This window comes from Amycolatopsis azurea DSM 43854 (genome assembly GCF_001995215.1).
Taxonomy (GTDB): Bacteria; Actinomycetota; Actinomycetes; order Mycobacteriales; family Pseudonocardiaceae; genus Amycolatopsis; species Amycolatopsis azurea.
This window is the reverse complement of the sequence record NZ_MUXN01000002.1, coordinates 341,790-363,984: the sequence shown is the minus strand read 5'-3', so window position 1 is coordinate 363,984 and position 22,195 is coordinate 341,790. Positions and strand designations below refer to the sequence as shown.

21 protein-coding genes are annotated in these 22,195 nt (G+C 69.1%); 8 read left to right on the top strand and 13 right to left on the bottom strand.

Going from position 1 to position 22,195, the window contains the following annotated elements:
- The 7 genes from B0293_RS04035 to B0293_RS04005 form a co-directional block, all read right to left on the bottom strand.
- The gene (locus tag B0293_RS04035; RefSeq protein ID WP_005152965.1) at positions 1–921 is read right to left on the bottom strand and encodes an ROK family protein; all 921 of its coding nucleotides are present in this window, start codon (positions 919–921) and stop codon (positions 1–3) included.
- Positions 918–1,799 carry a glycosyltransferase family 8 protein gene (locus tag B0293_RS04030; RefSeq protein ID WP_005152963.1) on the bottom strand — a complete coding sequence of 294 codons (882 nt, stop codon included), beginning with the start codon at positions 1,797–1,799 and terminating at the stop codon, positions 918–920. The genes B0293_RS04035 and B0293_RS04030 overlap by 4 nt, the downstream gene beginning before the upstream one ends.
- Positions 1,786–2,706 carry a GNAT family N-acetyltransferase gene (locus B0293_RS04025; RefSeq protein ID WP_005152961.1) on the bottom strand — a complete coding sequence of 307 codons (921 nt, stop codon included), beginning with the start codon at positions 2,704–2,706 and terminating at the stop codon, positions 1,786–1,788. Before B0293_RS04025 ends, B0293_RS04030 begins: the two co-directional genes overlap by 14 nt.
- 16 nt (positions 2,707–2,722) lie before the next feature.
- Entirely contained in the window at positions 2,723–3,424 is a 702-nt protein-coding gene (locus B0293_RS04020) for a polysaccharide deacetylase family protein (protein ID WP_005152959.1), read from the bottom strand.
- 32 nt (positions 3,425–3,456) lie between these two features.
- On the bottom strand, positions 3,457–5,046 hold the full coding sequence (locus tag B0293_RS04015; protein ID WP_039916152.1) for an alpha-amylase family glycosyl hydrolase: 1,590 nt from the start codon (positions 5,044–5,046) through the stop codon (positions 3,457–3,459).
- A complete protein-coding gene (locus B0293_RS04010; protein ID WP_005152957.1) occupies positions 5,043–6,683 on the bottom strand; it encodes an FAD-binding oxidoreductase in 1,641 nt (546 codons plus the stop codon). Before B0293_RS04010 ends, B0293_RS04015 begins: the two co-directional genes overlap by 4 nt.
- 141 nt (positions 6,684–6,824) lie before the next feature.
- Positions 6,825–7,436 (bottom strand): streptomycin biosynthesis regulator, encoded by a 612-nt coding sequence (locus B0293_RS04005; RefSeq protein WP_245191866.1) that lies wholly within the window; start codon positions 7,434–7,436, stop codon positions 6,825–6,827.
- Between the two features lie 33 nt (positions 7,437–7,469).
- Between B0293_RS04005 and B0293_RS44130 the strand changes: the two genes are divergently transcribed.
- From B0293_RS44130 to B0293_RS03970, 8 genes are all read left to right on the top strand, one after another.
- Positions 7,470–7,772 (top strand): hypothetical protein, encoded by a 303-nt coding sequence (locus tag B0293_RS44130; protein WP_245191865.1) that lies wholly within the window; start codon positions 7,470–7,472, stop codon positions 7,770–7,772.
- 502 nt (positions 7,773–8,274) lie between these two features.
- Positions 8,275–9,429: a glycosyltransferase family 2 protein gene (locus B0293_RS04000; protein WP_039916148.1), complete on the top strand. Its 1,155-nt coding sequence runs from the start codon at positions 8,275–8,277 to the stop codon at positions 9,427–9,429.
- A gap of 2 nt (positions 9,430–9,431) precedes the next feature.
- The gene (locus tag B0293_RS03995; RefSeq protein WP_005152950.1) at positions 9,432–9,863 is read left to right on the top strand and encodes a type II 3-dehydroquinate dehydratase; all 432 of its coding nucleotides are present in this window, start codon (positions 9,432–9,434) and stop codon (positions 9,861–9,863) included.
- Between the two features lie 45 nt (positions 9,864–9,908).
- On the top strand, positions 9,909–11,000 hold the full coding sequence (locus tag B0293_RS03990; protein WP_077241218.1) for an FkbO/Hyg5 family chorismatase: 1,092 nt from the start codon (positions 9,909–9,911) through the stop codon (positions 10,998–11,000).
- Positions 10,997–12,157, top strand: coding sequence for a 3-deoxy-7-phosphoheptulonate synthase (locus B0293_RS03985; RefSeq protein ID WP_005152946.1), 1,161 nt, complete (start codon positions 10,997–10,999; stop codon positions 12,155–12,157). The genes B0293_RS03990 and B0293_RS03985 overlap by 4 nt, the downstream gene beginning before the upstream one ends.
- A gap of 26 nt (positions 12,158–12,183) precedes the next feature.
- On the top strand, positions 12,184–13,560 hold the full coding sequence (locus tag B0293_RS03980) for a condensation domain-containing protein (protein ID WP_005152944.1): 1,377 nt from the start codon (positions 12,184–12,186) through the stop codon (positions 13,558–13,560).
- A 10-nt stretch (positions 13,561–13,570) separates the two neighbouring features.
- Entirely contained in the window at positions 13,571–13,852 is a 282-nt protein-coding gene (locus B0293_RS03975; protein ID WP_005152942.1) for an acyl carrier protein, read from the top strand.
- 26 nt (positions 13,853–13,878) lie between these two features.
- Positions 13,879–14,955, top strand: a complete 1,077-nt coding sequence (locus tag B0293_RS03970) for a Gfo/Idh/MocA family protein (RefSeq protein ID WP_005152940.1) — start codon at positions 13,879–13,881, stop codon at positions 14,953–14,955.
- Positions 14,956–15,156: 201 nt separating this feature from the next.
- On the opposite strand, the gene B0293_RS03965 is transcribed toward B0293_RS03970, so the two are convergent.
- The 6 genes from B0293_RS03965 to B0293_RS03940 are packed head-to-tail and all read right to left on the bottom strand — an operon-like array spanning position 15,157 to position 22,065.
- Positions 15,157–16,602, bottom strand: coding sequence for a carboxylesterase/lipase family protein (locus tag B0293_RS03965; protein WP_005152933.1), 1,446 nt, complete (start codon positions 16,600–16,602; stop codon positions 15,157–15,159).
- 15 nt (positions 16,603–16,617) lie between these two features.
- Positions 16,618–17,571, bottom strand: coding sequence for an aldo/keto reductase (locus B0293_RS03960; protein ID WP_005152929.1), 954 nt, complete (start codon positions 17,569–17,571; stop codon positions 16,618–16,620).
- Between the two features lie 19 nt (positions 17,572–17,590).
- A complete protein-coding gene (locus B0293_RS03955; RefSeq protein ID WP_005152926.1) occupies positions 17,591–18,781 on the bottom strand; it encodes a cytochrome P450 in 1,191 nt (396 codons plus the stop codon).
- Positions 18,782–18,799: 18 nt separating this feature from the next.
- A complete protein-coding gene (locus tag B0293_RS03950; RefSeq protein WP_005152922.1) occupies positions 18,800–20,179 on the bottom strand; it encodes a class I adenylate-forming enzyme family protein in 1,380 nt (459 codons plus the stop codon).
- 6 nt (positions 20,180–20,185) lie between these two features.
- Positions 20,186–20,884, bottom strand: coding sequence for an HAD-IA family hydrolase (locus B0293_RS03945; protein WP_005152920.1), 699 nt, complete (start codon positions 20,882–20,884; stop codon positions 20,186–20,188).
- Positions 20,884–22,065, bottom strand: a complete 1,182-nt coding sequence (locus tag B0293_RS03940; protein ID WP_039916144.1) for a DegT/DnrJ/EryC1/StrS family aminotransferase — start codon at positions 22,063–22,065, stop codon at positions 20,884–20,886. Before B0293_RS03940 ends, B0293_RS03945 begins: the two co-directional genes overlap by 1 nt.
- Positions 22,066–22,195 lie beyond the last annotated feature (130 nt).

Sequence of the window (22,195 nt, the reverse complement as noted above, 5' to 3'; positions counted from 1 at the left end):
CTACTCGGACAACGCGCCCATCGCGGCGCTGACGGCGCCCCGCAAGGACGACTCACCGCCGAAGCGCGCGGGCACGACCGGGGCGACCGGATGTCCCGGCCGCGACAGTGCCGCGGCCTGCCTGCCGACCTCGTCCACGAACCCGGGGATCCCCGCCGCGAACCCGCCCCCCACGACGTGGACCGCCGGGGCCGCCAGTTCACCTATGCCTGCCAGCGCGGCCGCGAGAGCCATGCAGCTGTGCTCCACCGCGGCGACCGCCCACGTCTCGCCGCCCAGATAACCGGCGCGGAGCTGGTCGAAAGACACGTTCACACCGCGGGCCGCGGACGCCCGCCGCAGGGTCGCGGGTCCCGAAGCCTCCGATTGCACGCAGCCTCTCCGGCCGCAGGTACACGGCGAACCGCCGTGGTTGACGATCATGTGCCCGAGTTCGCACGCGCCGCGGGACAGCGCGGACAACAGGCGGCCCCCGACGACCACTCCTCCCCCGATGCCGGTACCGACGCCCGCGTAGACCAGGCACGGGACATCCGCCGCGCGGGCCTCCGCGACGGCGGCGAGCGCGCCGTCGTCGGCCCAGACGATCTCCGATTCGGGGAACAGCGAGCGAAGTTCGCCCAGCAGGTCCAGCCCGCCCCACGAGCCCCGGTTCGGCCACGACACGACCCGGCCCGACGGGTCGACGGTGGCCGCGACGGCGACCCCCACACCGGCGAACCGGTGCTGGGAAGCGTCGCGCAGTTCCTTCACCCGCGTCCGCAGGACGGTCAGGTCGTCCGCGACGTCCGCGGACGACTCCGGCCAGCGGGCGAGCGAACTCCACAGCACCTCGCCTTCCGCTCCCCCCGCCCCGAGTACCAGGCGGAAGGAGACCTTGGTGCCGCCGATGTCCATTCCGAGATAGCACGCACCGGTCACCGGACGGCGCCCTCGACGGCCCGCAGGAACTCCCGGTACCGGTCGCGGGACCAGCTCGGCGGGCAGGTGTCCTGCCACGGTTTGTCCCGGCCGCTGAAGTGCAGGATCGACGCCGTCCGCTCGGCGCGCACGAGCGAGTCCAGGCTGACGAGGTCCTCCGCCACATGGACGTAGTCGTCCCGGCTGGCCATGATCGACATGGCGAAGGTGTTCCATTTGCGATCCAGGCGGAGCCAGTCGTCCGCGGCCGACCAGTTCAGCGCGTCCTGATCGGGGAACCGCGCCACTTCTGGTTCTCGCAGGAGGATGTCGCCCGCCCGGTCGAGCACACCGGTGGCCCGGCATTCGTCCAGATCGAGCAGGAGCACCCCCGAGTTGAAGTATTCGCGTTCCGGCGGGAACTCGCCCTGTCCCCACGAGGGAAGGGCGCCGCCGCGGCTCATCGTCGGCCGCGCCGAATCACGGACCGCACCGATGGCGTGGCCGTCCATGGGCAGCGTCAGCAGCTCGCGGAGATCGTCCAGGATGACCAGATCCGAGTCCAAGTACAGGACCCGCGACTCGTCGGCGAGCACGTGATGCACGTTGAGACGCAGGTAGATCGCCGCCGTGTACCGCCTCAGCACGGGGAAGCGCGGATCGACCGGCGGGCTTTCCACCAGCTCCAGCTTCAGCCCCAGCCGATCACCGTGCACCCGGAGGCGCGTCTGCGCGTCGCTGCTCAAGGTGTCGTACAGGATCACGACCCTGAGGTCGTCGAGGCACTCTTCGTGCGCGGCGGCGAGCGACTGCAGGGCGACTCTCGCCGGCAGCTCGAAATTGTCGTCCACCGCGCAGACGATCGCCGGAAGGGCGGGCCGCGGTTCATTCCACGCCATCGGAAACCTCGGCTTTCAGTGGCTTGCCGTACTGCCAGAAGCACCGGCGGATACGGGCTTTCAACCGGTCGGAGAACAGGGACAACGGCCCCACCCAGGAGATCTCGGCGACGGCGATGCCCTGAGCACGTTGATCGGCGTAGCACCGTTTCATCAGGGTCATGCCGATACCGCGGCTCCGGACCGCGTGATCGGTGGCCATCGGGCCGATGATGTGCGGCTGATTCACCCCGTACGCGCAGAACGCGACCGGTTTCCCCTCGGACAGCGCGAGATGGCACCCCGCCTTCTCCCTGCCGAGGGAGGCGACGGCTTCGTCGGCCCAGCCGGGCGGCCACCCGGCAGGCGGCCATCCGGAGCCGGCGGACAGCCAGGCGTGCAGCGCGTCCCGGTCGGCCTCGGTCGCCTCGCGGATCTCGATCCCCCCGGCCAGCAGGCGTTTCTCGTCGTCCGAGGTGTCCAGCGAGATCGCGTCCAGGTCGACGTCCATGTTGACCACGCACCGCCCTCGCTCGTACCCGCTGTCCTCGAAGAAACAGATGGCCGAGGTGTAGTGCAGGTCGACGCCGGGCCAGACGTAGTAGGGGGCGTTGCCCTCGACCACGATCCGGGTGGCGCCCTGGTCCGCCAAACGGTGCTCGAGGGTCGTCACCAGCCGCCGGGCGATTCCCTCGCGTCGGAAGTCCTCCGCGACGACAAGGAGGTCGAGCGATCCCTCGTCCTCGCTTCGGTTCGATCCCAGCGCGGTGCCCACGATCATGCCCCCGTCGGTGGCGACCAGGCCGATCCCCTGCCGTCGCAGCAGCATTCCGGGATAGTCCGCGGCGTACGGGTCCAGCGGGAGTCCGGCGGCACACAGCGCGGCGACCTCGGCCGCGTCCGCTGTCTCCCAGGGACGGATGTGCATCAGATTCCTCCGGTTGTCACGGGGTCAGCCGCACGTCTGTGACGGGCCGGCCGACGTCGAGTGCTTCGGTGAGGGAACAGCAGGAGAGCCCTTGTTCCCGATAGACGCCGACCATCAGATCCGTCAGGCGGCCACGATCCAGGGTGGGCGGACGGCCGTCGTCGACACCGTCCAGATGCGACGCGAAACCGTCGTGCGCGAGCATGATCGTTCCCGGCCGGGCCGCGTTGATCACCGGTTCGAGATGCGTCTCGGTCGGCCTGTCCCACCAGTCGCGCAGGGCGTCGGTCCAGAGCACCGTGGTCAGGCCGGCGGCGTCCACGGCGTTCCAGCTGTCGCGGGAGTGCAGGCCGTAGGGCGGCCGGAACCACCGGATCTCGCTCCCGAGCCGGTCTTCCAGCTCGCTGCGCGCGTCCCTGGTGCGATGGTGGACCTCGCGCGGATCGATCGACGTCAGCCTCTGGTGATCGACGCCGTGCAGCCCGACCTCGTGCCCGGCGTCGGCCATCTCGGCGAACAGCCGCGGAAACCGCCGGACCCGGCCCATCAGGACGAAGAACGTCGCGGTGACACCGTGTTCGCGCAACGCCTCGAGCACGCGCTCGGTGCCGTCCGGCTCGGGACCGTCGTCGTAGGTGAGGACGACGGTCTTCGTGTCGGTGCGTACCTCGTGGATCGACGAGCCCACCGGAATGGTCTCCGCTTCGTCGTCGCTCATCGGTTCTCTTTTCTGTCGATGGCGGCCGCGGGTCAGAGCACTTCGAAAACGCCGTAGGAAAAGCCCTCCGCCCGCACTTCCCCGTCGCTCACCTCGACTCCGTGGACGGCCAGCGGACGGACACCCGCGAGCTCCAGCGGTGCGACGGCCGGTTCCCGGCGCCCGTTGACGACCACCAAGTGGCTGTCACCCCGGAGGTAGACGAAGGGATAGTCCTGGAACAGGACCCGCACCGGCGCGGTGGTGCCGAGCGCGGGTGTCCGCTTGCGCAGCTCCACCAGCCGCCGGACGTGGTGCAGCAGGGAGGACTCGTCCGCCTGCGCGCCCGCGACGGTGGGACGGTCCGGGGCGGGGTCGACCGGGAGGTAGAGATCCGGCGTCGCAGCGGTGGAGAAGCCGGCGTTCGGTCCCTCGTCCCACTGCATGGGCGTCCGCGATCCCTGGCGGGCCGTGATGTCCGCCTGGCTGCCTTCCTTGTCCGGAAGCCCGGGGACGTACCGCATCCCGATCTCGTCGCCGTAGTAGATGACCGGCAGCGTCGGCCAGGTGAGCTGGAAGGCGAACGCCGGGGCGACCATGTCCCTGGTGCGCGGGCCGCAGACCAGCCGGGAGAAGTCGTGGTTGGCGCTCGGCAGCGCCGCCAGCCCGCGCCCGGCCGTCGCGGCTTCGACCTCGCGCCATTCCTCCAGGAACGGCTTCATCGAGCCCCGGCCGTCCACGTCGAAGTAACAAGGCCTGCCGTCGGTCCACGGGCCCTGGGTGCCGGAATCGTTGTCCCACAGCGAATGCACCGCGGGCCCGACGAAGTGCAGGAAGAAGTCGGCGTGGAAACCCGCGGGCACGGCGGTTTTCGGCACACCCCATTCCGACAACAACGCGCAGTGGGGATACTCACGATCGATCCACTCGCGCAGCTCGCCCCAGAGCTTGGCCGTCTCGACCCACCCGGGGTCGTCCTTGACCAGCGAGTAGGCCATGTCCATGCGGAAGCCCGACACCCCCAGGTCGAACCAATGGCTCATGATCTCCCGCAGCGCCGCCCGGTTGGCGCGCGGACCGGGGGCGTCCACGGGCTGCCGCCAGGGTTCGGCGGGATCGAGCCTGGCGTAACCGAAGTTCAGGGCCGGCTGGGCCGGATAGAAGTTGGCCCGGTAGAAGCCGCCTCGTTCGCCGAGGTTCGGCACCCATTCGCGGACCGGTGAGGCGATCCGGTCCGACCAGATGTACCGGTCGTCGCCCGGCGTTCCGGCCGACTCCCGGAACCACGGATGCCGGTGCGAGGTGTGCCCGGCCACGAGATCGAAGAGCACCCGGATGCCGCGAGCGCGGGCCGCCTCGATCAGCGCCACGGCGTCCTCGTTGGTGCCGTACCGCGGCGCGATGGTCAGGTAGTCCACCACGTCGTAGCCGCCGTCGGCGAACTCCGAGGCGAAGCAGGGGCTCAGCCAGATGGCGTCGACCCCCAGCCACCGCAGGTAGTCCAGACGTTCGGTGAGCCCGGCGAGATCGCCGATGCCGTCGCCGTCGGAATCCGCGAACGACGGCGGATAGACGTGGTACAGCACGGAGTCCGCCAGCCAGGACGAAGCGGGCCGGGATGCGGGTCCCTTCGCCGCGGTCACGGGAGCCGCACGGACAGCTTGTGCCGGAAGAAGTTCCGGGGATCCCATTTCGCCTTGACCTGCTGCAGGCGCGAGTAGTTGTCCCGGTAGTACAGGTCGTGCCAGGCGGCGCTGGAGGTGTTGAACCGCGGATCCGCGAGGTCGGTGTCGGCGTCGTTGACGTAGCTGCCGCCGGTGACGCCGTTCGGCACCGGGACTCCGCCCGTCTCCGCGTACACGGCTCCGTAGAACTCGCGGTTCCAGCCGACGAACTTGGCGTCGTCGGCCGGGTCGTTCCAGATCACCGTCCACAGCAGATTCAGCGAGCAGTCCCGGTGCGGGAAGGCGGTGTCGTTCCGGCCCACCGCGTTGATCCGGCCGCCGAAGGACAGGAACGACACCGAGATCGTGGGGTTGTCGACGTCGGTGCGGGTGAGATACCGGTAGAGCGCGTCGATCTGCGAATCCGGCATGGTCCCGCGCATCATGGCCGACTTGAAATCGCTGCGCAGCGCCGGATCGTTGGCCTGGCTGTTCGTCGTCGCGCGCTGCAAGGTCGACCGCAGCCACGGCATCCGCGTCACGTGGGGCTTCGCGTTCGGCGCGACGCCGTCGAGGATCTCCGCGTGGTAGCGCTCGAGCAGCCGCTCGGCGTCCGGATGGGTCGCGTCCACCTGGGTGCCCATGCCGATCGGGCCCGCCGACCGGAGGGGAAGCCCCAGTCCCCCGGTCAGCGCCAGGTAAGGCGAGTCGGGGTGTTTGTGCTTCTCGTGGAAGGCGCTGTAGTTCTTCAGCAGCCTGGTGAACTTCTCCTTGGTGAAGTCCGCCCAGGGCAACCCGAGTCCGGCGAAAAGCACCTCGGCGGGCGGCTGGGGAAGGATCCTGCGGGGATCGTTCCCCCTCGCGCCCGGCGAACGGAACCAATAGCGGGTGACCACGCCGAAGTTCCCGCCACCACCGCCGGTGTGGGCCCACCACAGGTCGCGGTTGGGGTCGTTGTGCTCCCTCGTCGCCACCACCTTGCGGACCCCGCCCCTGGCGTCCACCACGACCACCTCGACCGCGTGGAGATGGTCGACCGCCATCCCGTGCATCCGGGACAGGAACCCGTGTCCGCCACCCGCGAAATGCCCACCCGCGCCGATCGAGTAGATGATGCCGGCGGGGATCGTGACGCCCCAGGCCTTGTAGAGACGGTCGTACACGTCCATCAGGATGGCGCCCGGTTCGACGGCCACCGCCCCGCGCTCGGCGTCGAAGTAGACCCGGTTCATCTCGGAGAGGTCCAGCACCACCTGGACCTCCGGGTTGAACACGAAGTCCTCCACGCAGTGGCCGCCGCTCCGGACGGTGAGCCGTTTGCCCTCGTTGACCGCCTTGCGCACGACCTCGATCACCGAGGCGGTCGAGTCCGCGACGTAGATCGCCTCGGGATCGGCGACGTACCTCGGGTTGAGACCGCGGACCAGATCGCGGTACCGCCCGTCCGCCGGCGTGATCGCGACCGGTCCGAAACCGGCGGTCTCCGTCCCCGCGGCCGTCGCCGGGGCCGCCTGAGCGGGTACGAGGGCGGCGGGTCCCAGCACGGTGGCGGCGGTACCCGCGGCGACCGTGCCCGCCAGGAACCTGCGTCGTCCGATTCCGCCGGATTCTTTCATTTCGTTCTCCAGTTCGCATGCGAAACCCCGCTGCCCCGCGGTTTCACGCGTGGCAGACGGCGGTTGACAGAGGGGAGGCGGCGTCGACCGGGTACGGCGGCAAAGGCCGGCGCACTCGGTCGACGCCGAAGCGACGTTCGGTTATCCGTTGGCCTCGATCTGGGGATCGCAGCGCTTTTCCAGCTCGCCGGCGAACAGTTCCCAGGTCTCGGCGCAATTCCGGGCGAGATCGGCCACAGCGGTGGTGCAGTGTGCCGGGAGGAAGTCGACCAGGCCGTTCAGATGCGCCGACAGCGAATGCGTCGCGCCGATCAGCCGGAGAATCCGCCTGCCGGTGATGCTGAGCCGCAGCGACGGGTCTCGCTCCAGCGCCTGCAGCGCGCTGATGGCCACGAGCTTCGCCTGCTGCGCCTCCGCCGCGGCGGTCACCGCACCGGTGATCCGCCAGTCCCCGGCCGTCTGCACCTCGGCTGTCGCGTCCGGATTCTTGTTGTACGCCTTGGGGATCGGATCTTCTCCGCGCCGGAGCCGGTCTCGCACGTCACGAACGGTGCCGACGGCGATCCCCGACGACCTCGCGACCTCGCTGAGCGAGGCGTCCGGACGCTCGGCGATCAGTTCGGCGGCACGGAGCCGCCCCGCCGAACTGTCGAGCGGTCGCGCGCGGCCGTCCTTGCCGATCCGCACCGCCTCCGCGTTCCCGGAATCCGGTGACACCTTGCTCCGGATGGCGCTGATCTTCTTCGCGGACAAACCGGCGATCTTCGAAATCGACCGATCCGACCAATGCGGGTAGAATCTGATTATCCGTTCCGCCGCCGATTCACGGTCGGCCTTGGTCAGCGGGAGACCGTGTTTGGTATTCGCTTCGACAGCGTGGACGAAAGCGGACTCGAATCCTCCGTCGTAAAAGGTGACCTCGATGGTGGAATCGCCTCGCAGCTCTGCCGCGCGGAGGCGATGCATACCATCGATGACTTTCCCGGTCTGCCGATGAACGAGAATCGGCGGCAGCTTACGGTCGAGTTCGGCCAGCATTTTGACGTACTCGAGATTTTCACCCGAAAGGCGGGGAGATTCCCCGGGTAGCAGTGACTTTACCTCGACAACGGCAGCCTGTACGGTATCCGGTCTGTCTTCGGCGGACTTCATTCCGGACGACTGCGCCCATTTTTCTACATGCGAATGCACGCTCAGTGTTCCCCCAGTCAGAACAGTTGATGTCGCATTTCGCACCTTACCGTGCGCCGTCCTCCGTGATCAAGCAGTTGCGAACATCTGGTCTGGACCTCTACGTGGTCTGGACCTCCAGGTGGGGTTACCGGGAAAATCCTGGTCAACCACCCTGGGCGGCGGCCCGCCGGGTCTTCAACTGCGGACTCGCGGCAGTTGCCCGGGCCGTCCGGGCCAGACCGCCCCACCGGCGGCGCCACGGTTGGGCCGGGACGGCGCTGCTGGTAGAAGAAGACCTTCGGAGCGGACCGTCGGCATTGTGCGAAACGTCCCGCGGATCGACTTTCTCCCAGAACGCGAAGCTAATTCGAATCTCGTGTCAGTACGCGCCCGGAACTCGAATCGAAGATTGGGTCAGATGACAGAAAGAATCGTGTCGATACCGGCGGAGGCCGCCACGGCAAGCCACCTCGCCGAAGCCCTCGTTCTGCTCGCCTATCCACGGCAGCGGCTCAACGACCACGCCTGGCCGTCCGAGCGCGCGCTCCTCGAACGCGCCGTCGACGCCGGACTCGCTTCACTTTCCCCCGGCGAGCGGAGCGAAGTGGAGGCGGCCGCGATGGCGGCCGCCGAGGAGGAGGGAGACCGCGTCGCGCTCGACCGGCTCGAAATGCTGCTGGCGGGCGTCGCACATCCCGGCCCGACCACGTCGTTCGACGAACTCGACCGGCTGGTCTTCCGCACCAGGCTGTCCCCCGGACACGGGACGGCGACCGGGGCTTTCGTCGCCGACCCCGCTCCCCCGTCCGTGACCGGCAGGGGTGCCATCACCTTCATCGTGCCGTTCCGCGCCTCGACCGAAGACCGGACGCGCAACCTCGAGATCGCCCTGCGCGCGTTGCGGGACGCGAGCGCGGAAAGGCCCGACGTCGAGGTGACGCTGGTCGAGCAGGACGCCGGCACCCGGCTGACCGGCATACCACGAACCCTGTACGACTCGCACATCCTCTTGGCGGACAGCGGTCCGTACAACAAATCGTGGAGTGTCAACGCGGGGGTGCGCCGGTCCGCGCACGAGCGGATCTGCGTGCTCGACGCGGACCTGCTCGTCGACCGGCACGTGGTGGCGGCCATGCTGCGGGGACTGGACGACGCCGACATGTTCGTCCCCTACCGCCGCGTCACCTGGATGGACGAGGTGTCGACGACGCGCACCATCGCGGCCGTCACCGAGGCGAGCGGCTCGTACCGCATCGACGGGTCGGCCGCCCGGGGGCTGAGCATCGACGGCCTCTTCGGCGGTTGCTTCGCCGTGCGACGCGATTTCTATCTGGAGATCGGTGGTCACGACGAGCGCTACACGGGCTGGGGCGGCGAGGACAACGCGTTCCACGAGCTCGCGGCGGCGCACGGGCGGACCGGCCGCGGCGAACAGGTCATGGCCCATCTGAACCACTCCCGGCCACCGGCCACCCGCGACGACGGGACGATGTTCAACGAGCACCTGCAGGGCACCCGCGCCGGCGGCGAGGAAATCGGCAGGCTCCGCAAGAAGCCGCGGGAGGTGCGGTGACCATGGGAGAGCTGCTTCTGCTCAACGGCCCGAACCTGGGCATCCTGGGGCGGCGCGAGCCCGAGATCTACGGCACCGACACGCTGGCGGACATCCAGGCCGCCGTCGAGAAGGAAGTGGCCGAACGGGGCTGGCAGGTGATCTCCGTCCAGCACGACTGCGAGGGCGCGCTGGTGAGGTCCTTGCAGGACGCTCACGGGACCGTCGGCGCGATCGTGAACCCCGGCGCGCTGATGATCGCCGGCTGGAGCCTGCGGGACGCGCTCGCCGCCTATCCCCGTCCGTGGATCGAAGTCCATCTGTCGAACGTGTGGGCGCGCGAGCGGTTCCGGCACGAGTCGGTGATCGCTCCTCTGGCGAGCGGGGTGATCGCCGGTCTCGGCGCACTCGGCTATCGTCTCGCCGCGCGAGCTCTTCTGGACCGGGTCCCCTGAGCGCGACCGCGTCTTCTCGACAACGAGAGAGATTTGCACTGAAGAATGTTCTGCGAGATGGTCTTCGCACTCGCGGAGCAGATCGTTCGCAATACTCCGACAAGCCACTGTGAGATGCTTGTGACGAAAGTGACGCCGATGATCGATGTTGCCGTTTCTACGGACACACCTCTACGGGACTACGGCGGAATACTGGGCGTCGTCGAATTCGGCGGACAATCCCGGAATCCGGATTTGACTGCGGGTTACCCGACGGTCGGAATAGCGATGCGCGAGCAGCGGGAACAACCGGTTCGCGAAGTGTGGACGAGCGCGTCGGAAGTGACGTCGGGCGCTCGCGACGGGATCGTCTACGGCCATGACGGCACGCATCTTTTCGGCACGTTCCGGCTGCCCGGCGCCGAGGCCTACCGCGAGGCGACCCGGTCCGTCTACCGCCGCACGATGACGCTCCTGCACGACCTCGGCTACCCCCATCTCGTCCGCATGTGGAACCACATCGCCGACATCAACCACACCAACGCCGGCGGACTGGAGGTCTACCGGGACTTCTGCCAGGGACGGGCCGAAGGGCTCGAAGAGGCGGGCACGGACATGTCCGCCGGGCTGCCCGCCGCCACCGGGATCGGCTCACGCGGCGACGGGGTGGTGGTCTACTTCATCGCCGAACGCTCCGGCGCGCCCCTCCATTTCGAGAATCCGCGGCAGGTTCCGGCTCACCGCTATCCCCGTGAATACGGCCCTCGCTCGCCGAGTTTCGCCCGCGCCACCTTGCTGCCGTCGTCGGAAAAACTCTTCCTGTCCGGAACGGCGAGCATCATCGGGCATCGATCGACACATGTCGGCGATCTCGACGGACAATGCGACACGACACTCGAAAACATTCGCCTCCTCCTCGCGAGCGTTTCGGAGAAGACCGGCGGCAAGGTGGAAATGGATTCCTTCACCATGCTCAAGGCCTACGTCCGCCACGAAAGCGATGTCCCGCACGTCCGGCGGAGGCTGCGCGAAGAGGTCGGGCCGCTGGTCCCGCTCGAGCTGTTCAACGTGGACATCTGCCGGAGCGAGCTGCTCCTGGAGATCGAAGGCGTGCTCACCATGAAGTTCTCCGACGAGGTTCGCGGAGGCGGATCGTGACCGCGGTATCGGACCTCGTCGGCGCGGCGCACCAGCCCACCTGGCCGGAACCGGAAGTCCTGCGCGACACGATCGAACTGCTGCGGCGGCTCCCGCCCCTGGTGGAGGCGCAGCAGTGCGCCCGCCTCGCCGGCGAACTCGCGGCCGTCACGCGAGGGGAACGTGTGGTCCTGCAGGCGGGTGACTGCGCCGAGTTGTTCAGCGAGTCGGGGCCGGAGGCGATCCGGGCCAAGACCGCGCAGCTGGCCGGGCTCGGCGAGAGCCTGAGCCGGACGGGCCGGGCGCCGATCCTGATCGGGCGGATGGCGGGCCAGTACGCCAAACCGCGGTCACACCGGGCGGAGATCGGCGCCGACGACGCCGAGGTTCCCGTCTACCTCGGTGACGCGGTCAACGATCTGGCGCCGACGGCGGCGGGCAGGCGACCGGACCCGCGCAGGTTGCTGCTCGCCTACGCGCACGCCGCGCGCGCACTCCAGACCCTCGCGGCCGGTCCGGCGGTCTACACCAGCCACGAGGCCTTGCTGCTGGAGTACGAACACGCGCTGAGACGGACGGACCCGGTCCGCGACGAGGTCTTCGCGTCGTCGGCGCACATGGTCTGGATCGGCGAACGCACCCGCGCGCCGGGCGGACCGCATATCGGTTTCGCCGACGGGATCACCAATCCCGTCGGGGTGAAGATCGGCCCGGAAGCCGACCCCGCCGAGATACTGGCCGTGGTCGAACGACTGGCTTGGAACCGGCCGCCGGGGCGGGTGAGCCTGATCGTCCGGATGGGCGCCGACCGGATCGGCGAGCGGCTGCCGCCGATCGTCCGGGCCCTCGGCGAGCACGCGGCGAACGTGGTCTGGCTCAGCGATCCGATGCACGGCAACACGGTCCGCTCGGCGCAGGGACTCAAGACCAGGGTCCTGCGCAGGCTGACCGACGAGGTCGAGCAGTTCTGCGCCGTACTCCACCGCCACGGGCGGCATCCGGGCGGGCTGCACCTCGAGATCACCCCCGACGAGGTGAGCGAATGCGTGGACGAGAGCGCGGATCTGTCGACCGGACCGGATCACGCGCGGTACAGATCGGCCTGCGACCCCCGGCTCAATCCTGGTCAGGCCGGCGCTCTCGTCGAACGGTTCACGGACGTCCTCACCACCATCTGACTGTTCTCCAGGAGGTCGACCCGCACATGACTACCTCGGCAATCACGTCGGCGAAGGTGCGTTTCTCCGGCTTGGCCGGAGCGATCGCGCCGATGACCTGGTCCCAGTTCGGGATCTGGGGCGCGGTCAAGATGTTCCATCCGCACGACGCCTATCTGAACGTCAGCTGCCGCGTCGAGATACCCGAAGGCCGCACCCTCGACGACGTCCTGTCCGTCATCCGGGACGTCGTCGTGCGGCACGAATCGCTGCGGACCCGGTACTTCGACGCGGCCGACGGGTCGGGCAGACAGGAGGTCCTCGCCTCGGGCGAGTACGACGTCCGGCTGGAGCACGACCCGGACTCCTCGCCGGAGGAGCTGCTCGTCCGGTTCGCCGACCGCTCGTTCGACGTCGACCGAGGGCTTCCCGCCCGGTTCGCCGTCGTCCACTTCGGACAGCGCCCTGCCTGGCTGCTGATCGTCGTGTCGCATCTGTCCATCGACGGCCTGGCACGCAACCGTCTCCACGAGGAGTTCGCCGCGCGCCTGGCCGGTGATGGCCGCTACGGCGAAGACCTGCCGTTGCTGACCCCGGTGGCGCAGGCACAGGAGGAGAACGGTCCGAGCGGGGTCCTGCGCAACGAGCGCACGATCCAGCGGTGGCGGCGGTTCGGGGAACGGGTCGACGTCACGAACTTCCCCCGGGAACCGTCCGCCGAGCGGGAGCCGCGCTGGGTGCGCGTCGCCATGTGCTCGCCCGCGCTCGGCGCCGCGTTCGACCGGATCGCCGACCGGAACAAGGTCACCTCCCCCGCCGTTTTCGCGGCGATGTCGGCGACCGTGGTCTCCCTGCTTTCGGGCCGGGCCACCAGCGCGATCCGCTGCATGATCTCCAACCGGTTCACCGAGGCCGAGAAACGCTACATCGGCAACATGGCGCAGTCGGGCGCCTTCGACGTGGAGGTCGGCGACGCGGTTTTCGACGAGGTCGTCCGGCGCACCATGGCCGCGAGCATCCGCGGGTACTCGATGGGCCGGTACCGCATGGAGCAGCTGGCGGAGGTCATCCCGCCGGACCGGTTCGACGCCATGCACAACGACTTCCGCGACACCGCGGTCACCAGCAGACCGCAGGAGCCGCTGTCCGATGCCGAGATCCGCGCGCTCCGGTCGAAGACCGTCATCGGGCCGCCGCAGGTCCTCCATTACTACGACGACAAGTTCCACGTCGAGATCCGCAACGGCGAGGGCGGGCCCGCTCCCCAGCTGATGCTCGACCGGTGCGCCCTGCCTGCCGCCGAGCCGCGGGAAGTCCTCGTCGCCATGGAAGCTTTCGCGCTCGACCAGCTTTCGGCCCGGCGGGCTCTCCCCGCCGTCGAAGCGTTCAAGCTCGCCCTTTCCCCCGTCACCGGAACCGACTGAGAGGCCTCGGATGATCAACGAAACGGAAACCACCGCGCACGCCGCGATCGCACGGCGGCTGACCGCGTGGGTGGTGGAACTGGTGCCCGGCTGCGACGAATCCGCGCTCGAAGAGGACACCTCGCTCACGGACTTCGCCGGATTCGACTCGATCGCCATCGTCCAGTTGCTCGCCAAGGCGGAAGAGGAGTTCGGCGTCGACCTCGCCGATCAGGACCAGGCGATCGAAAGCGCGAACTCGATCGGATCACTGGCTGAAAGCATCGTCCGGCTGGGCGGCAAGCCGCGCTGACCGGGCCGCGAGGGAAAGGAACGACCATGGAGATTCGTCTGGCCCTCATCGGCCTCGGCTGGGCCGTCCGCGAGCTGTGGGCGCCGAGGATCCTGGAGCATCCGGGGTTCACCGTCGTCGCCGTGCACGATCCGGACCCGGCCGCGGCCGCCTGGGCCACCGACCGGTTCCCGGCCGCGCGGCTCCTGCGGGATCCCGGCGAACTCGGGAGCGGCGATGTGGACCTGGCCGTGGTCGCGACCCCCAACCATCTGCACGCCTCCACCGCGGTTTCGTTGCTGGAGCAGGGAATCCCCACGTTCGTCGAGAAGCCGGTCTGTGTGAGTCCGGCAGAGGCGGCGGCACTGGCGGCCGCGGAACGCACCGGCGGCGCGCGGATGCTCTCGGGCACCGCGGCCTGGTACCGCGCGGACGTCATGGCCCTGCGCGGGCTCCTGCCGGACCTCGGTCCGCTGCGTTCGGTGGAGCTGTCGTGGATCCGGGCCAGCGGCATTCCCGCGCCCGGCGGCTGGTTCACCGAACGCCGCCGGGCGGGGGGCGGGGCGCTCGTCGACCTGGGCTGGCACCTGATCACCCTCGGCATGCGGATGCTTTCCTGGCCGAGGGTGACGCAGGTGACCGGCGCCGTTTCGGCGGACTTCCTCGCCAAGGCGGGCGCCGAAGCGACGTGGCGGGGGGACTCGCCCGACGGCCCTTCACACGAGATGGCACCGAAGGACGTCGAAGACACCGTTCGCGGCGTTCTGGCGCTCGACGGCGGTCCCCTGTTCAGCGTGTGCGCGGCCTGGGCGTCGCACTCCGCGCGCGACGTGACCCGCATCGTGCTCGAAGGTGCCGACGCGCGTGCCGAGCTGACGTGCACCTTCGGCCTGAGTCCGAACGGCGTGGACGGATCCCTGGTGCTGCACCGCGACGGGCAGGCCGAGGTGATCGAGCCCGCGCGAGAGGCCCGCGGGACGGAGTACCGCCGTCAGCTCGACCACCTCCCGGCGCTGCTCACCGATCCGGGACAGCGGGGCGTGGCCACCGCCGAAGTGACCCGGACGATCGACATCATCGAGCGGCTGTACCGATCGGCCGGCGCTCCCGGACCGGGTGCTTGAACGAGGTACGTAGAAGGCCCCTTTCTCGCTCCTGGCGCGAGAAAGGGGCCTTCCGTCATGGCAGGTTGTCCTGTTCGGGTGGCCGCCTCCCCGCCGGGCAGGTCGGTCTCGCCAGGCAGCGTTGCGAAAGCCACGTTCGCAACGCTGACGGTTGCGAACGTGGCTTTCACAACACCACCGGCCCCAGCGCGAAGGCCGGGTTCAGGCGTCGATCCGGGCCAGGTCCACGACGCCGAACCGATGGTCACGCCAGACCGCGGCGGACCGTTCCTCCGGATAGCGCCGGACCGAAGGCGCGACGTCGTAGATCCGGGTGGCAAGCTCACGCGGTTCGAAGCGGGCCCAGCCGGGGTCGCCGGTCGCGGCGAACGCGAGGTACTCGGCTCGCATCAGTTCCGAAAGCACGCGATGCTGTTCGACCACGGCGGGGCCGGCGGCGGTGACCTCGCCGTTCACATCGGTGGTGCCGAAGACGAGTGACGCGTCCAGCATGTGGCAGGCGCCTTCCGGGCCATAGCCCCAGAACAGCTCGGAAAACCAGACCGGCGACCCACCCGCTTGCGCGGCTTCGGCCAGCCTCAGCGTCGGCATCCGCAGCAGCCAGTCCCCCAGGGCGATCTCCCGCAGCCCGGCCGCGTCGAGCCCGGGGAACTCCGCGCGGTAGCGGTCCGCGTCCACGGTCGGCACGAGGGCGCCGATCAGCTCCTCCACCGCGGCGTCTTCGGCGGGACCGAGCCGGGCGGCGAGCATCCTGGCGTCGTCACGGGTGTGACCGAGCAGCATCGGGACCCGATTCGCTCGCCCCGAAGCGAGTCCTTCCCAGGGGTCGACGGGCAGGATCTCGCCGTCCACCACCGGGGAGAAGGGCGTCGGAGTGTGGGCGACGGGGCCCCACCGCGAGTCCATCCGCTCGCTCACCGCCATCACCGCCGCCAGCAACCGCGGCGGATCCACGTCGGCGAGCTCCCGGACCCCGGCCTCGGCGCGGATGTGCCTGGTCACGTCCGCGGCCAGTTCCGGCGTGAAGTACGTGCCGGGCAGGCTCTGCAGGATGGCGCGCTCGAACAGCCCGGCCGCCCTCGGCATCACCAGCAGGGCCGCGCACGAACCGGCACCGGCCGACTGGCCGTACACCGTGACGTTGCCGGGATCGCCCCCGAAAGCCTCGATGTTGTCCTTCACCCACCGCAGCGCGGCGATCTGGTCGAGCAGCCCGCGGTTGTCCGGGTGACCGTCGACATGGGCCCACCCTTCGGCCCCGACGCGGTAGTTGACGCTGACCACCACCGCACCGCCGCCCGCGAGCCTCGCCCCGTCGAAATGCGGATTCGCGGTGGTGCACTGCAGGTACGCCCCGCCGGTGATCCACACGATCACCGGCAACCCGGCAGCACCGAGTTCCGGTGTCCAGACCGCCAGGGTCAGCCATTCGTCATCGGTCGTCGGTGCCTGCGGGCCGGGCGGCGCGGTGCCGAACCCGGCGACATCGCGGACCCCGTCCCACGGCGACGCCGGCCGGGGCTCGGTGAAGCGGTTCGCGCCGACCGGCGGAGCGGCGAACGGGATACCCCGGAACGCGAAGATCCCGTCCCCCGCCTCACCCTCCACCAGTCCGGTGGCGACTCGGGCACGTGGTCGCTTGCTCATCCCATCCTCCTCGGCTTACCCGGCCGGACTGTCCTGCCAGGTGCGCTCATCCAGTGAAACCGCGGCGATCTCGGTCATCAGCGCGTCTTCGATCACCGTGCCGGCCAGCGCCAGCGTCCGTTCATAGCTGCCCAGGCTCGCCGCGCCGACGATCGTCGACGTGATCCGCGGATCCCGAAGTGACCACCGCAGCGCAGCCGCCGCGATCGGCACCCCCGCCTCCGCACACAGCCGCCCGATCGCGTCCGCCGCCGCGAGGAGGGCGGGCGGTGCCTCCCGGTACGCGTAGTGGGTCCGCTCCAGCGGCCAGGCGGTCAGCAGCCCGCCTCCGTACGGCGCGGCGTTGAACACCCCGAGACCGCGTTCGGCGGCCAGGTCCAGCAGCTTGTCCGCCGACCGGTCCACCAGCGTCCAGCGGTTGTGGGTGATCAGGGCCTCGAAGTGACCGGTTGCCACCAGATCGCACAGCAGCGGGGTCGGTCCACCGGCGACGCCGAGATGCTCGATGAGACCTTCGTCCCTGGCTTCGAGCAGCGCTTCGACCGCCCCGCCACGCCCGAGGACCCCGTCGTACGACGTGTGTTCGGGGTCATGGAGATAGCACATCGGCAGCCGGTCCAGCCCCAGCCGGTCCAGGCTTTCGCGAAGCGACTCACGCATCCGCGCACCGGAGAAATCCCCGGTGAAATGCCGGTCCGCCTTGGTCTGTACCAGGAAACCCGGTGGTGTGCCGCCGAGTTCGGCCAGCACACCACCGATCCGCCGCTCGCTCTCTCCTTCGCCATAGTTGTTCGAGGTGTCCACCACGGTGATCCGGCCGTCCTTCACCAGGCGGCGCATCAGCTCCGCGGTGCGCGCGCGAGTCGGTCCGGAACCGTCGGCCCAATGTCGCCAGCCCGCCGCGCCCACCGTCACCGGGGACACGGTCAGCCCGGTCCGGCCGAGCGGCCGTTTCCCGGTGTCCACCATCAGCTTCACTCCTTCGCGGCTACAAGCGGATGAACAGGCTTTCGATCCCCCGGGTCACCGTGCTGGCCCACCGCTTGGGCGGCTTGGCCAGCCGCATGGCGGGGAACCTGGTGAAGAGTTCCCGCAGTGCCACCACGGCCTCCAGCCGGGCGAGGTTCGCACCGAGGCAGTAATGCGTACCGGCGCCGAAAGCCAGCGTCCGGCTGCGCTTGCGATGCGGGTCGAACTCGTCCGGCTTGTCCATTGTGGACGGATCGCGTTCGGCGGCGGCCCACGAGAAGAAGATCATCTCGTCCTCGGGGATCGTCTTCCCGCCGACGGAGACCGGGCACGTGGTGATCCGGCTCGTCGAGATCATCAGCGGCGTGTCGAACCGCAGCGACTCTTCGACGAGCGTCTCGTAGTCCACGTTCCCCGACCGGACCTCGGCGGTCAGTTCCTCCGATTCGAGCACCGTCACCAGCGTGTTCGCGATCAGGTTGGTCGAGCTTTCGTGACCCGCGATCAGCAGCAGGTACACCATCGAGACCAGCTCGTCGAAGGTCATCGGGGAGGCGCCGTCGGGTCCTTCCGCCTTCGCCATCCGCTCGGCGAGGCTGGTTCCGTCACCGTCGCGCAAGGTCCGGCGCAGCACGTCTTCCAGATGTTCCCGTGCCGCCCTGATGGCGTCCGAGTCGTCGCCGTCGCTCACCGTTTCGTTGGTCCAGTGCCGGAACAGGGTGCGATCGACCAGCGGCACGCCGACGATCTCGATGATCATCTCCAGGGCGAACCGGTACGCGAACGCGTCGATGATTTCGACCTCGTCGCCTTCGTGGAGCTGACCGAGCAATTCGTCGGCGATCTCTTCGAGCCGAGGCGCCATCTGCGCGATGACCCTGGGCTTGAACGCGCCAGCGACCATCTGCCGCAACTGCCCGTGGCGCGGCTCGTCGCAGGTGAGCATCCCCAGTGTCGAATTGCCACCCCCGTCCGGATGCGCGACCCCGAGAAACCGCGGTCCTGCCTTCAGCGTCTGATCGAACAGCAGCTCGCGGATCGCTTCCGCCTCCACGACCAGCCAGGCAGGCAGATCGAACGGCAGCCGCACCTGGTGCACGGGTCCGGCTTCCTGCAGGGATTTCATGACGGCTTGCGGGTCGCGGTAGAACTCCTCCCGCGCCCGGTAGAGGTCGACGACGTCGGTCACGGCCTCATCGGTGTTCGACATGCTTCATCCTTCCCAGCGTCACTGGCCCACGTCTTCGGCGCGAGGCGCATAGATCAACTTTCCGGTCGAGGTCCGCGGGAGCCGGTCGACCCACTCGATCTGCCGCGGCACCTCGAAAACGTCGAGCCGGTCACGGCTCCAGCGGAGCAGGTCCGGGCGCTCGCGCCCCGGTGCGACCACGGCTCTCGCCACCGGGAACTCGCCCCGCACCTTGTCCTCGACGACGAGCACCTGGATCTCGGACACGTCCGGATGCGCCGAGAGGACGGCTTCCAGCCGGGAGCGGCGGGTCTTCCGTCCGGCGATGTTGATCAGGTCGCCGAGCCTGCCGGTGATACGCAGTCCGTCCGCGTCCTGTTCGGCGAGGTCGCCGGTGCGGTACCAGCCGTCGTCGGTCGGCAGCGGGCGCATCTCCCCTTCGGTGAGATAGCCGGCGGCGAACGAGTCGTTCCGGACGAGGAGTTCACCGTCCCCCGGCCCGATCCTGACCTCGACGCCGTCCAGCGGCACGCCGATGCTGCCCGGCGCCGACGTCTCCTTCAACGAGGTGATCGCCATCGTGCCCACCTCGGACGCCCCATAGGCGTTGAGGAGCCGGAAGCCGTGATCGCGGCAAACCCGGGCCACCGCTTCCGGTCGCAAGGGAGCACCCGCGGACACCACTTGCCGCAATCCGGTGAAGTCGGCCGAGGCCGCCGCGGCGATCATGTGCACGTGGTTGGGCAGCGCGACGAGCGTGCCCGAACCGGTGCGGGCCACGACGTTCGCGAGCGCCTGAGGCAGCGACGAAGGCGCGCGATAAACGGTCTTCGCGCCGGCCAGCAGTCCAGCGAGCAACCCGTGCGTGAATCCGTAGGAATGGTAGACCGGTGCGGCACAGACGATTCCGTCCCGGGCGCCGTCGCCGTGCAGCGCGTCCGCGATCCGGACGCCGTCGCGGAGAACGGCGCCGACCGGCTTCACCACCGCCTTGGGCGCGGCGGTCGAACCCGAGGTCTGAAAGAGGATCGAGTCACCCGGTACCTCCTCCGGCAGCGGCGACCCGGATCCCTCGTCACGACGCTCCAGGTGGCACTCGAGGTTTCCGGTGATCGTCACCGGGCGCCCGGCCGTCGACCGGTCGCCGATCAGCACTTGGCCGGTGGCCCCGAAGGTGCCGGCGGCGCCGGGGTCACGCAGGAGCACGGGAACGCGCAACCGGCCGGCCGCGGTCACCGCGGCGACGATCAGGGCGGCGTTCGCGGTGGAGGCCGTCAAGATCCGCACCCCGGTGAACCGCCGGGAGATCTCGTCGGCCAGCTGATCGCCCGCACGCAGGAGGTCTTCGCCTGCCCACTCGACATCCTCCACGACGAGGCTTGCCCGCCCGTCTCCGGCGAGGAGCTGCTCGATGGTCATCCCGGCCTACTTCCCCGCCGCGAGCACGAAGGCGAGGAGTTCGTCAGGGCTTTCCAGGCTCGCGACCGGACCGGCCGCGAGGAGCGCGCCGGGATCGCACTCCCCCCACAGGGCCGCGACCGGGGCGACACCGGCGGCTCGCGCGGCCTCCAGGTCGTAGACGGCGTCGCCGATCATCATCGTTTCGCTCGCGCCGACGTCCATCAACGTGAGAGCGCGGAGCACGATGTCAGGAGCGGGTTTGGGCCTGTCGACCTCGTCCGAGCCGATCACGTGCGCGAACCGGTCCAGTACGCCGAGCCCGTCGAGCAGCGATCGGGCGCGCACCCCCGCCTTGCCGGTCGCGACCGCACAGGGAATACCGCGCTCGCGCAGCTCGTCGAGCAGTTCACGCACGCCCGGATAGAGCTCGATCCGGTCCGCCAGCCGATAGCTCTCGCGGACGAAGGGGCCTTCCATGTCGAGCGGAAGGCCCATCTTCCGCATGATCTCGGGGAAATATCCGCCGAGGTGGCGCAGGTACTCCTCGAACGGCGGTTCGCCGTCGCCGACCACCTCCCGGAACGCGTGTGTGAACGCGAGGCGCATCACCTCGAACGAGTTCACGAGAACGCCGTCGAGGTCGAAGACCACGGCGGTCAAGGCGGTCCCGGCGGGTAGGCCCCGGTGGTCAACGGCCGGGCCCGCCATCAGCTCCTCGGACATCAGGAGACGACCACCTTCGCGACCACGTCCGCGACGATTTCCGCGACGGCGGTCATCTGTTCTTCGGTGCCGAGCAGCGTCCGATGGTGCAGCCAGATGCAGTCACCGGTAATCGCTTCGACGTTGGGACACCGGGCGGCGATGGTGTCGAGGTCCGTGGTGGGAGCGGCCATTTCCCAGAAGGCGTCGGTCCGGTAAATCGCGCGGAATGCCACGAACGCCGGAATGCCATGCGAAATGAGTTCGTCGACCACCTGGCGTCGCTGCTCCACGGTGATCCCCGGGACCCGGAACATCGCCATGTAATGCGGATTGCGGGTGCACCGGTCATCGGTTCCCTGCGGCAGGACACCCGGAATTCCCGCGAGCAGCCCGGAAAGCACCGGCCACCGCTGTTCGCGCACATCGATCTGACCGCCGAGCCGGGCGAGCTGGGCCCGCAGGACGCTCGCCGAGAACTCGTTCATCCGGAAGTTGGAGCCGGACATCTTGTGCTGGTAGACGCGGTCCGTCGGCGGGCGGCCGCAGCTGTGCCGCAGGAAGGCGGTCTCGTACTCGTGCGAATCGGAGAACGTGACGGCGCCGCCCTCCCCCGCCGTCATCAGCTTGCCGTTCTGGAAGCTGTAGGCGGCGATGGTCGAAAGCTCGCCGAGCGGCGTGCCCCGCCACTCGGCGCCCTGGGCGTGCGCGGCGTCGTGCACCAAAGGCACACTGGCGTCGGCGGACAGTTTGGCCAGCGCGTCGAGGTCCGCGAGCAGACCCGCCATGTGGACGGGCATGATCGCGCGGGTCTTCTCGGTCACCGCGGCCTCGGCCGCCCGCACGTCGATGTTGTAGGTGTCCGGATCGACGTCGACCGGCACGGCCACCGCACCCAGTCGCTGCACGGCCTGCGACGACGAGATGAAGGTGAACGCCGGGACGATGACCTCGCTCCCCGGCCCCACGCCGATGACCTGGAGGGCGAGTTCGAGCGCGTGGGTACCGCTCGTCACCGCCAGCGCGTTGCGCGCGCCATGGTATTCGGCGAACTCCTTTTCGAACTCCGACACCTCCTGCCCGCCGAAGCGCCACCATCCGCTCTGCTCAAGGGCGCGCAGGAGGGCGACCTTTTCGGAATCGTCGTACTGCGGCCAGTTCGGCAATTCAAGATTTCGACGAGAAATGGAAATCACGTCCATTCATTGCTTTGCCCGCTTCCGGTGAGTACGGACGGCCGGCGGCTTTTCGGCGGATTGCCTCGGCCACCATATGAGCAGCGGATCCGAACCGGCAAACCTCATCACGATCGACGAGTAAAGAAGTCTTTCA

What these genes read in the sequence shown, in the direction of transcription:
- B0293_RS03990 (WP_077241218.1), top strand. Translation starts at nt 9,909, where the DNA reads ATGTTCTGCGAGATGGTCTTCGCACTCGCGGAGCAGATCGTTCGCAAT.
- B0293_RS04025 (WP_005152961.1), bottom strand. Translation starts at nt 2,706, where the DNA reads ATGCACATCCGTCCCTGGGAGACAGCGGACGCGGCCGAGGTCGCCGCG.
- B0293_RS03955 (WP_005152926.1), bottom strand. Translation starts at nt 18,781, where the DNA reads ATGTCGAACACCGATGAGGCCGTGACCGACGTCGTCGACCTCTACCGG.
- B0293_RS04010 (WP_005152957.1), bottom strand. Translation starts at nt 6,683, where the DNA reads ATGAAAGAATCCGGCGGAATCGGACGACGCAGGTTCCTGGCGGGCACG.
- B0293_RS04020 (WP_005152959.1), bottom strand. Translation starts at nt 3,424, where the DNA reads ATGAGCGACGACGAAGCGGAGACCATTCCGGTGGGCTCGTCGATCCAC.
- B0293_RS03995 (WP_005152950.1), top strand. Translation starts at nt 9,432, where the DNA reads ATGGGAGAGCTGCTTCTGCTCAACGGCCCGAACCTGGGCATCCTGGGG.
- B0293_RS04000 (WP_039916148.1), top strand. Translation starts at nt 8,275, where the DNA reads ATGACAGAAAGAATCGTGTCGATACCGGCGGAGGCCGCCACGGCAAGC.
- B0293_RS03940 (WP_039916144.1), bottom strand. Translation starts at nt 22,065, where the DNA reads ATGGACGTGATTTCCATTTCTCGTCGAAATCTTGAATTGCCGAACTGG.
- B0293_RS03960 (WP_005152929.1), bottom strand. Translation starts at nt 17,571, where the DNA reads ATGGTGGACACCGGGAAACGGCCGCTCGGCCGGACCGGGCTGACCGTG.
- B0293_RS04030 (WP_005152963.1), bottom strand. Translation starts at nt 1,799, where the DNA reads ATGGCGTGGAATGAACCGCGGCCCGCCCTTCCGGCGATCGTCTGCGCG.
- B0293_RS03980 (WP_005152944.1), top strand. Translation starts at nt 12,184, where the DNA reads ATGACTACCTCGGCAATCACGTCGGCGAAGGTGCGTTTCTCCGGCTTG.
- B0293_RS03950 (WP_005152922.1), bottom strand. Translation starts at nt 20,179, where the DNA reads ATGACCATCGAGCAGCTCCTCGCCGGAGACGGGCGGGCAAGCCTCGTC.
- B0293_RS03945 (WP_005152920.1), bottom strand. Translation starts at nt 20,884, where the DNA reads ATGTCCGAGGAGCTGATGGCGGGCCCGGCCGTTGACCACCGGGGCCTA.
- B0293_RS03975 (WP_005152942.1), top strand. Translation starts at nt 13,571, where the DNA reads ATGATCAACGAAACGGAAACCACCGCGCACGCCGCGATCGCACGGCGG.
- B0293_RS03965 (WP_005152933.1), bottom strand. Translation starts at nt 16,602, where the DNA reads ATGAGCAAGCGACCACGTGCCCGAGTCGCCACCGGACTGGTGGAGGGT.
- B0293_RS44130 (WP_245191865.1), top strand. Translation starts at nt 7,470, where the DNA reads ATGCGGGTAGAATCTGATTATCCGTTCCGCCGCCGATTCACGGTCGGC.
- B0293_RS03970 (WP_005152940.1), top strand. Translation starts at nt 13,879, where the DNA reads ATGGAGATTCGTCTGGCCCTCATCGGCCTCGGCTGGGCCGTCCGCGAG.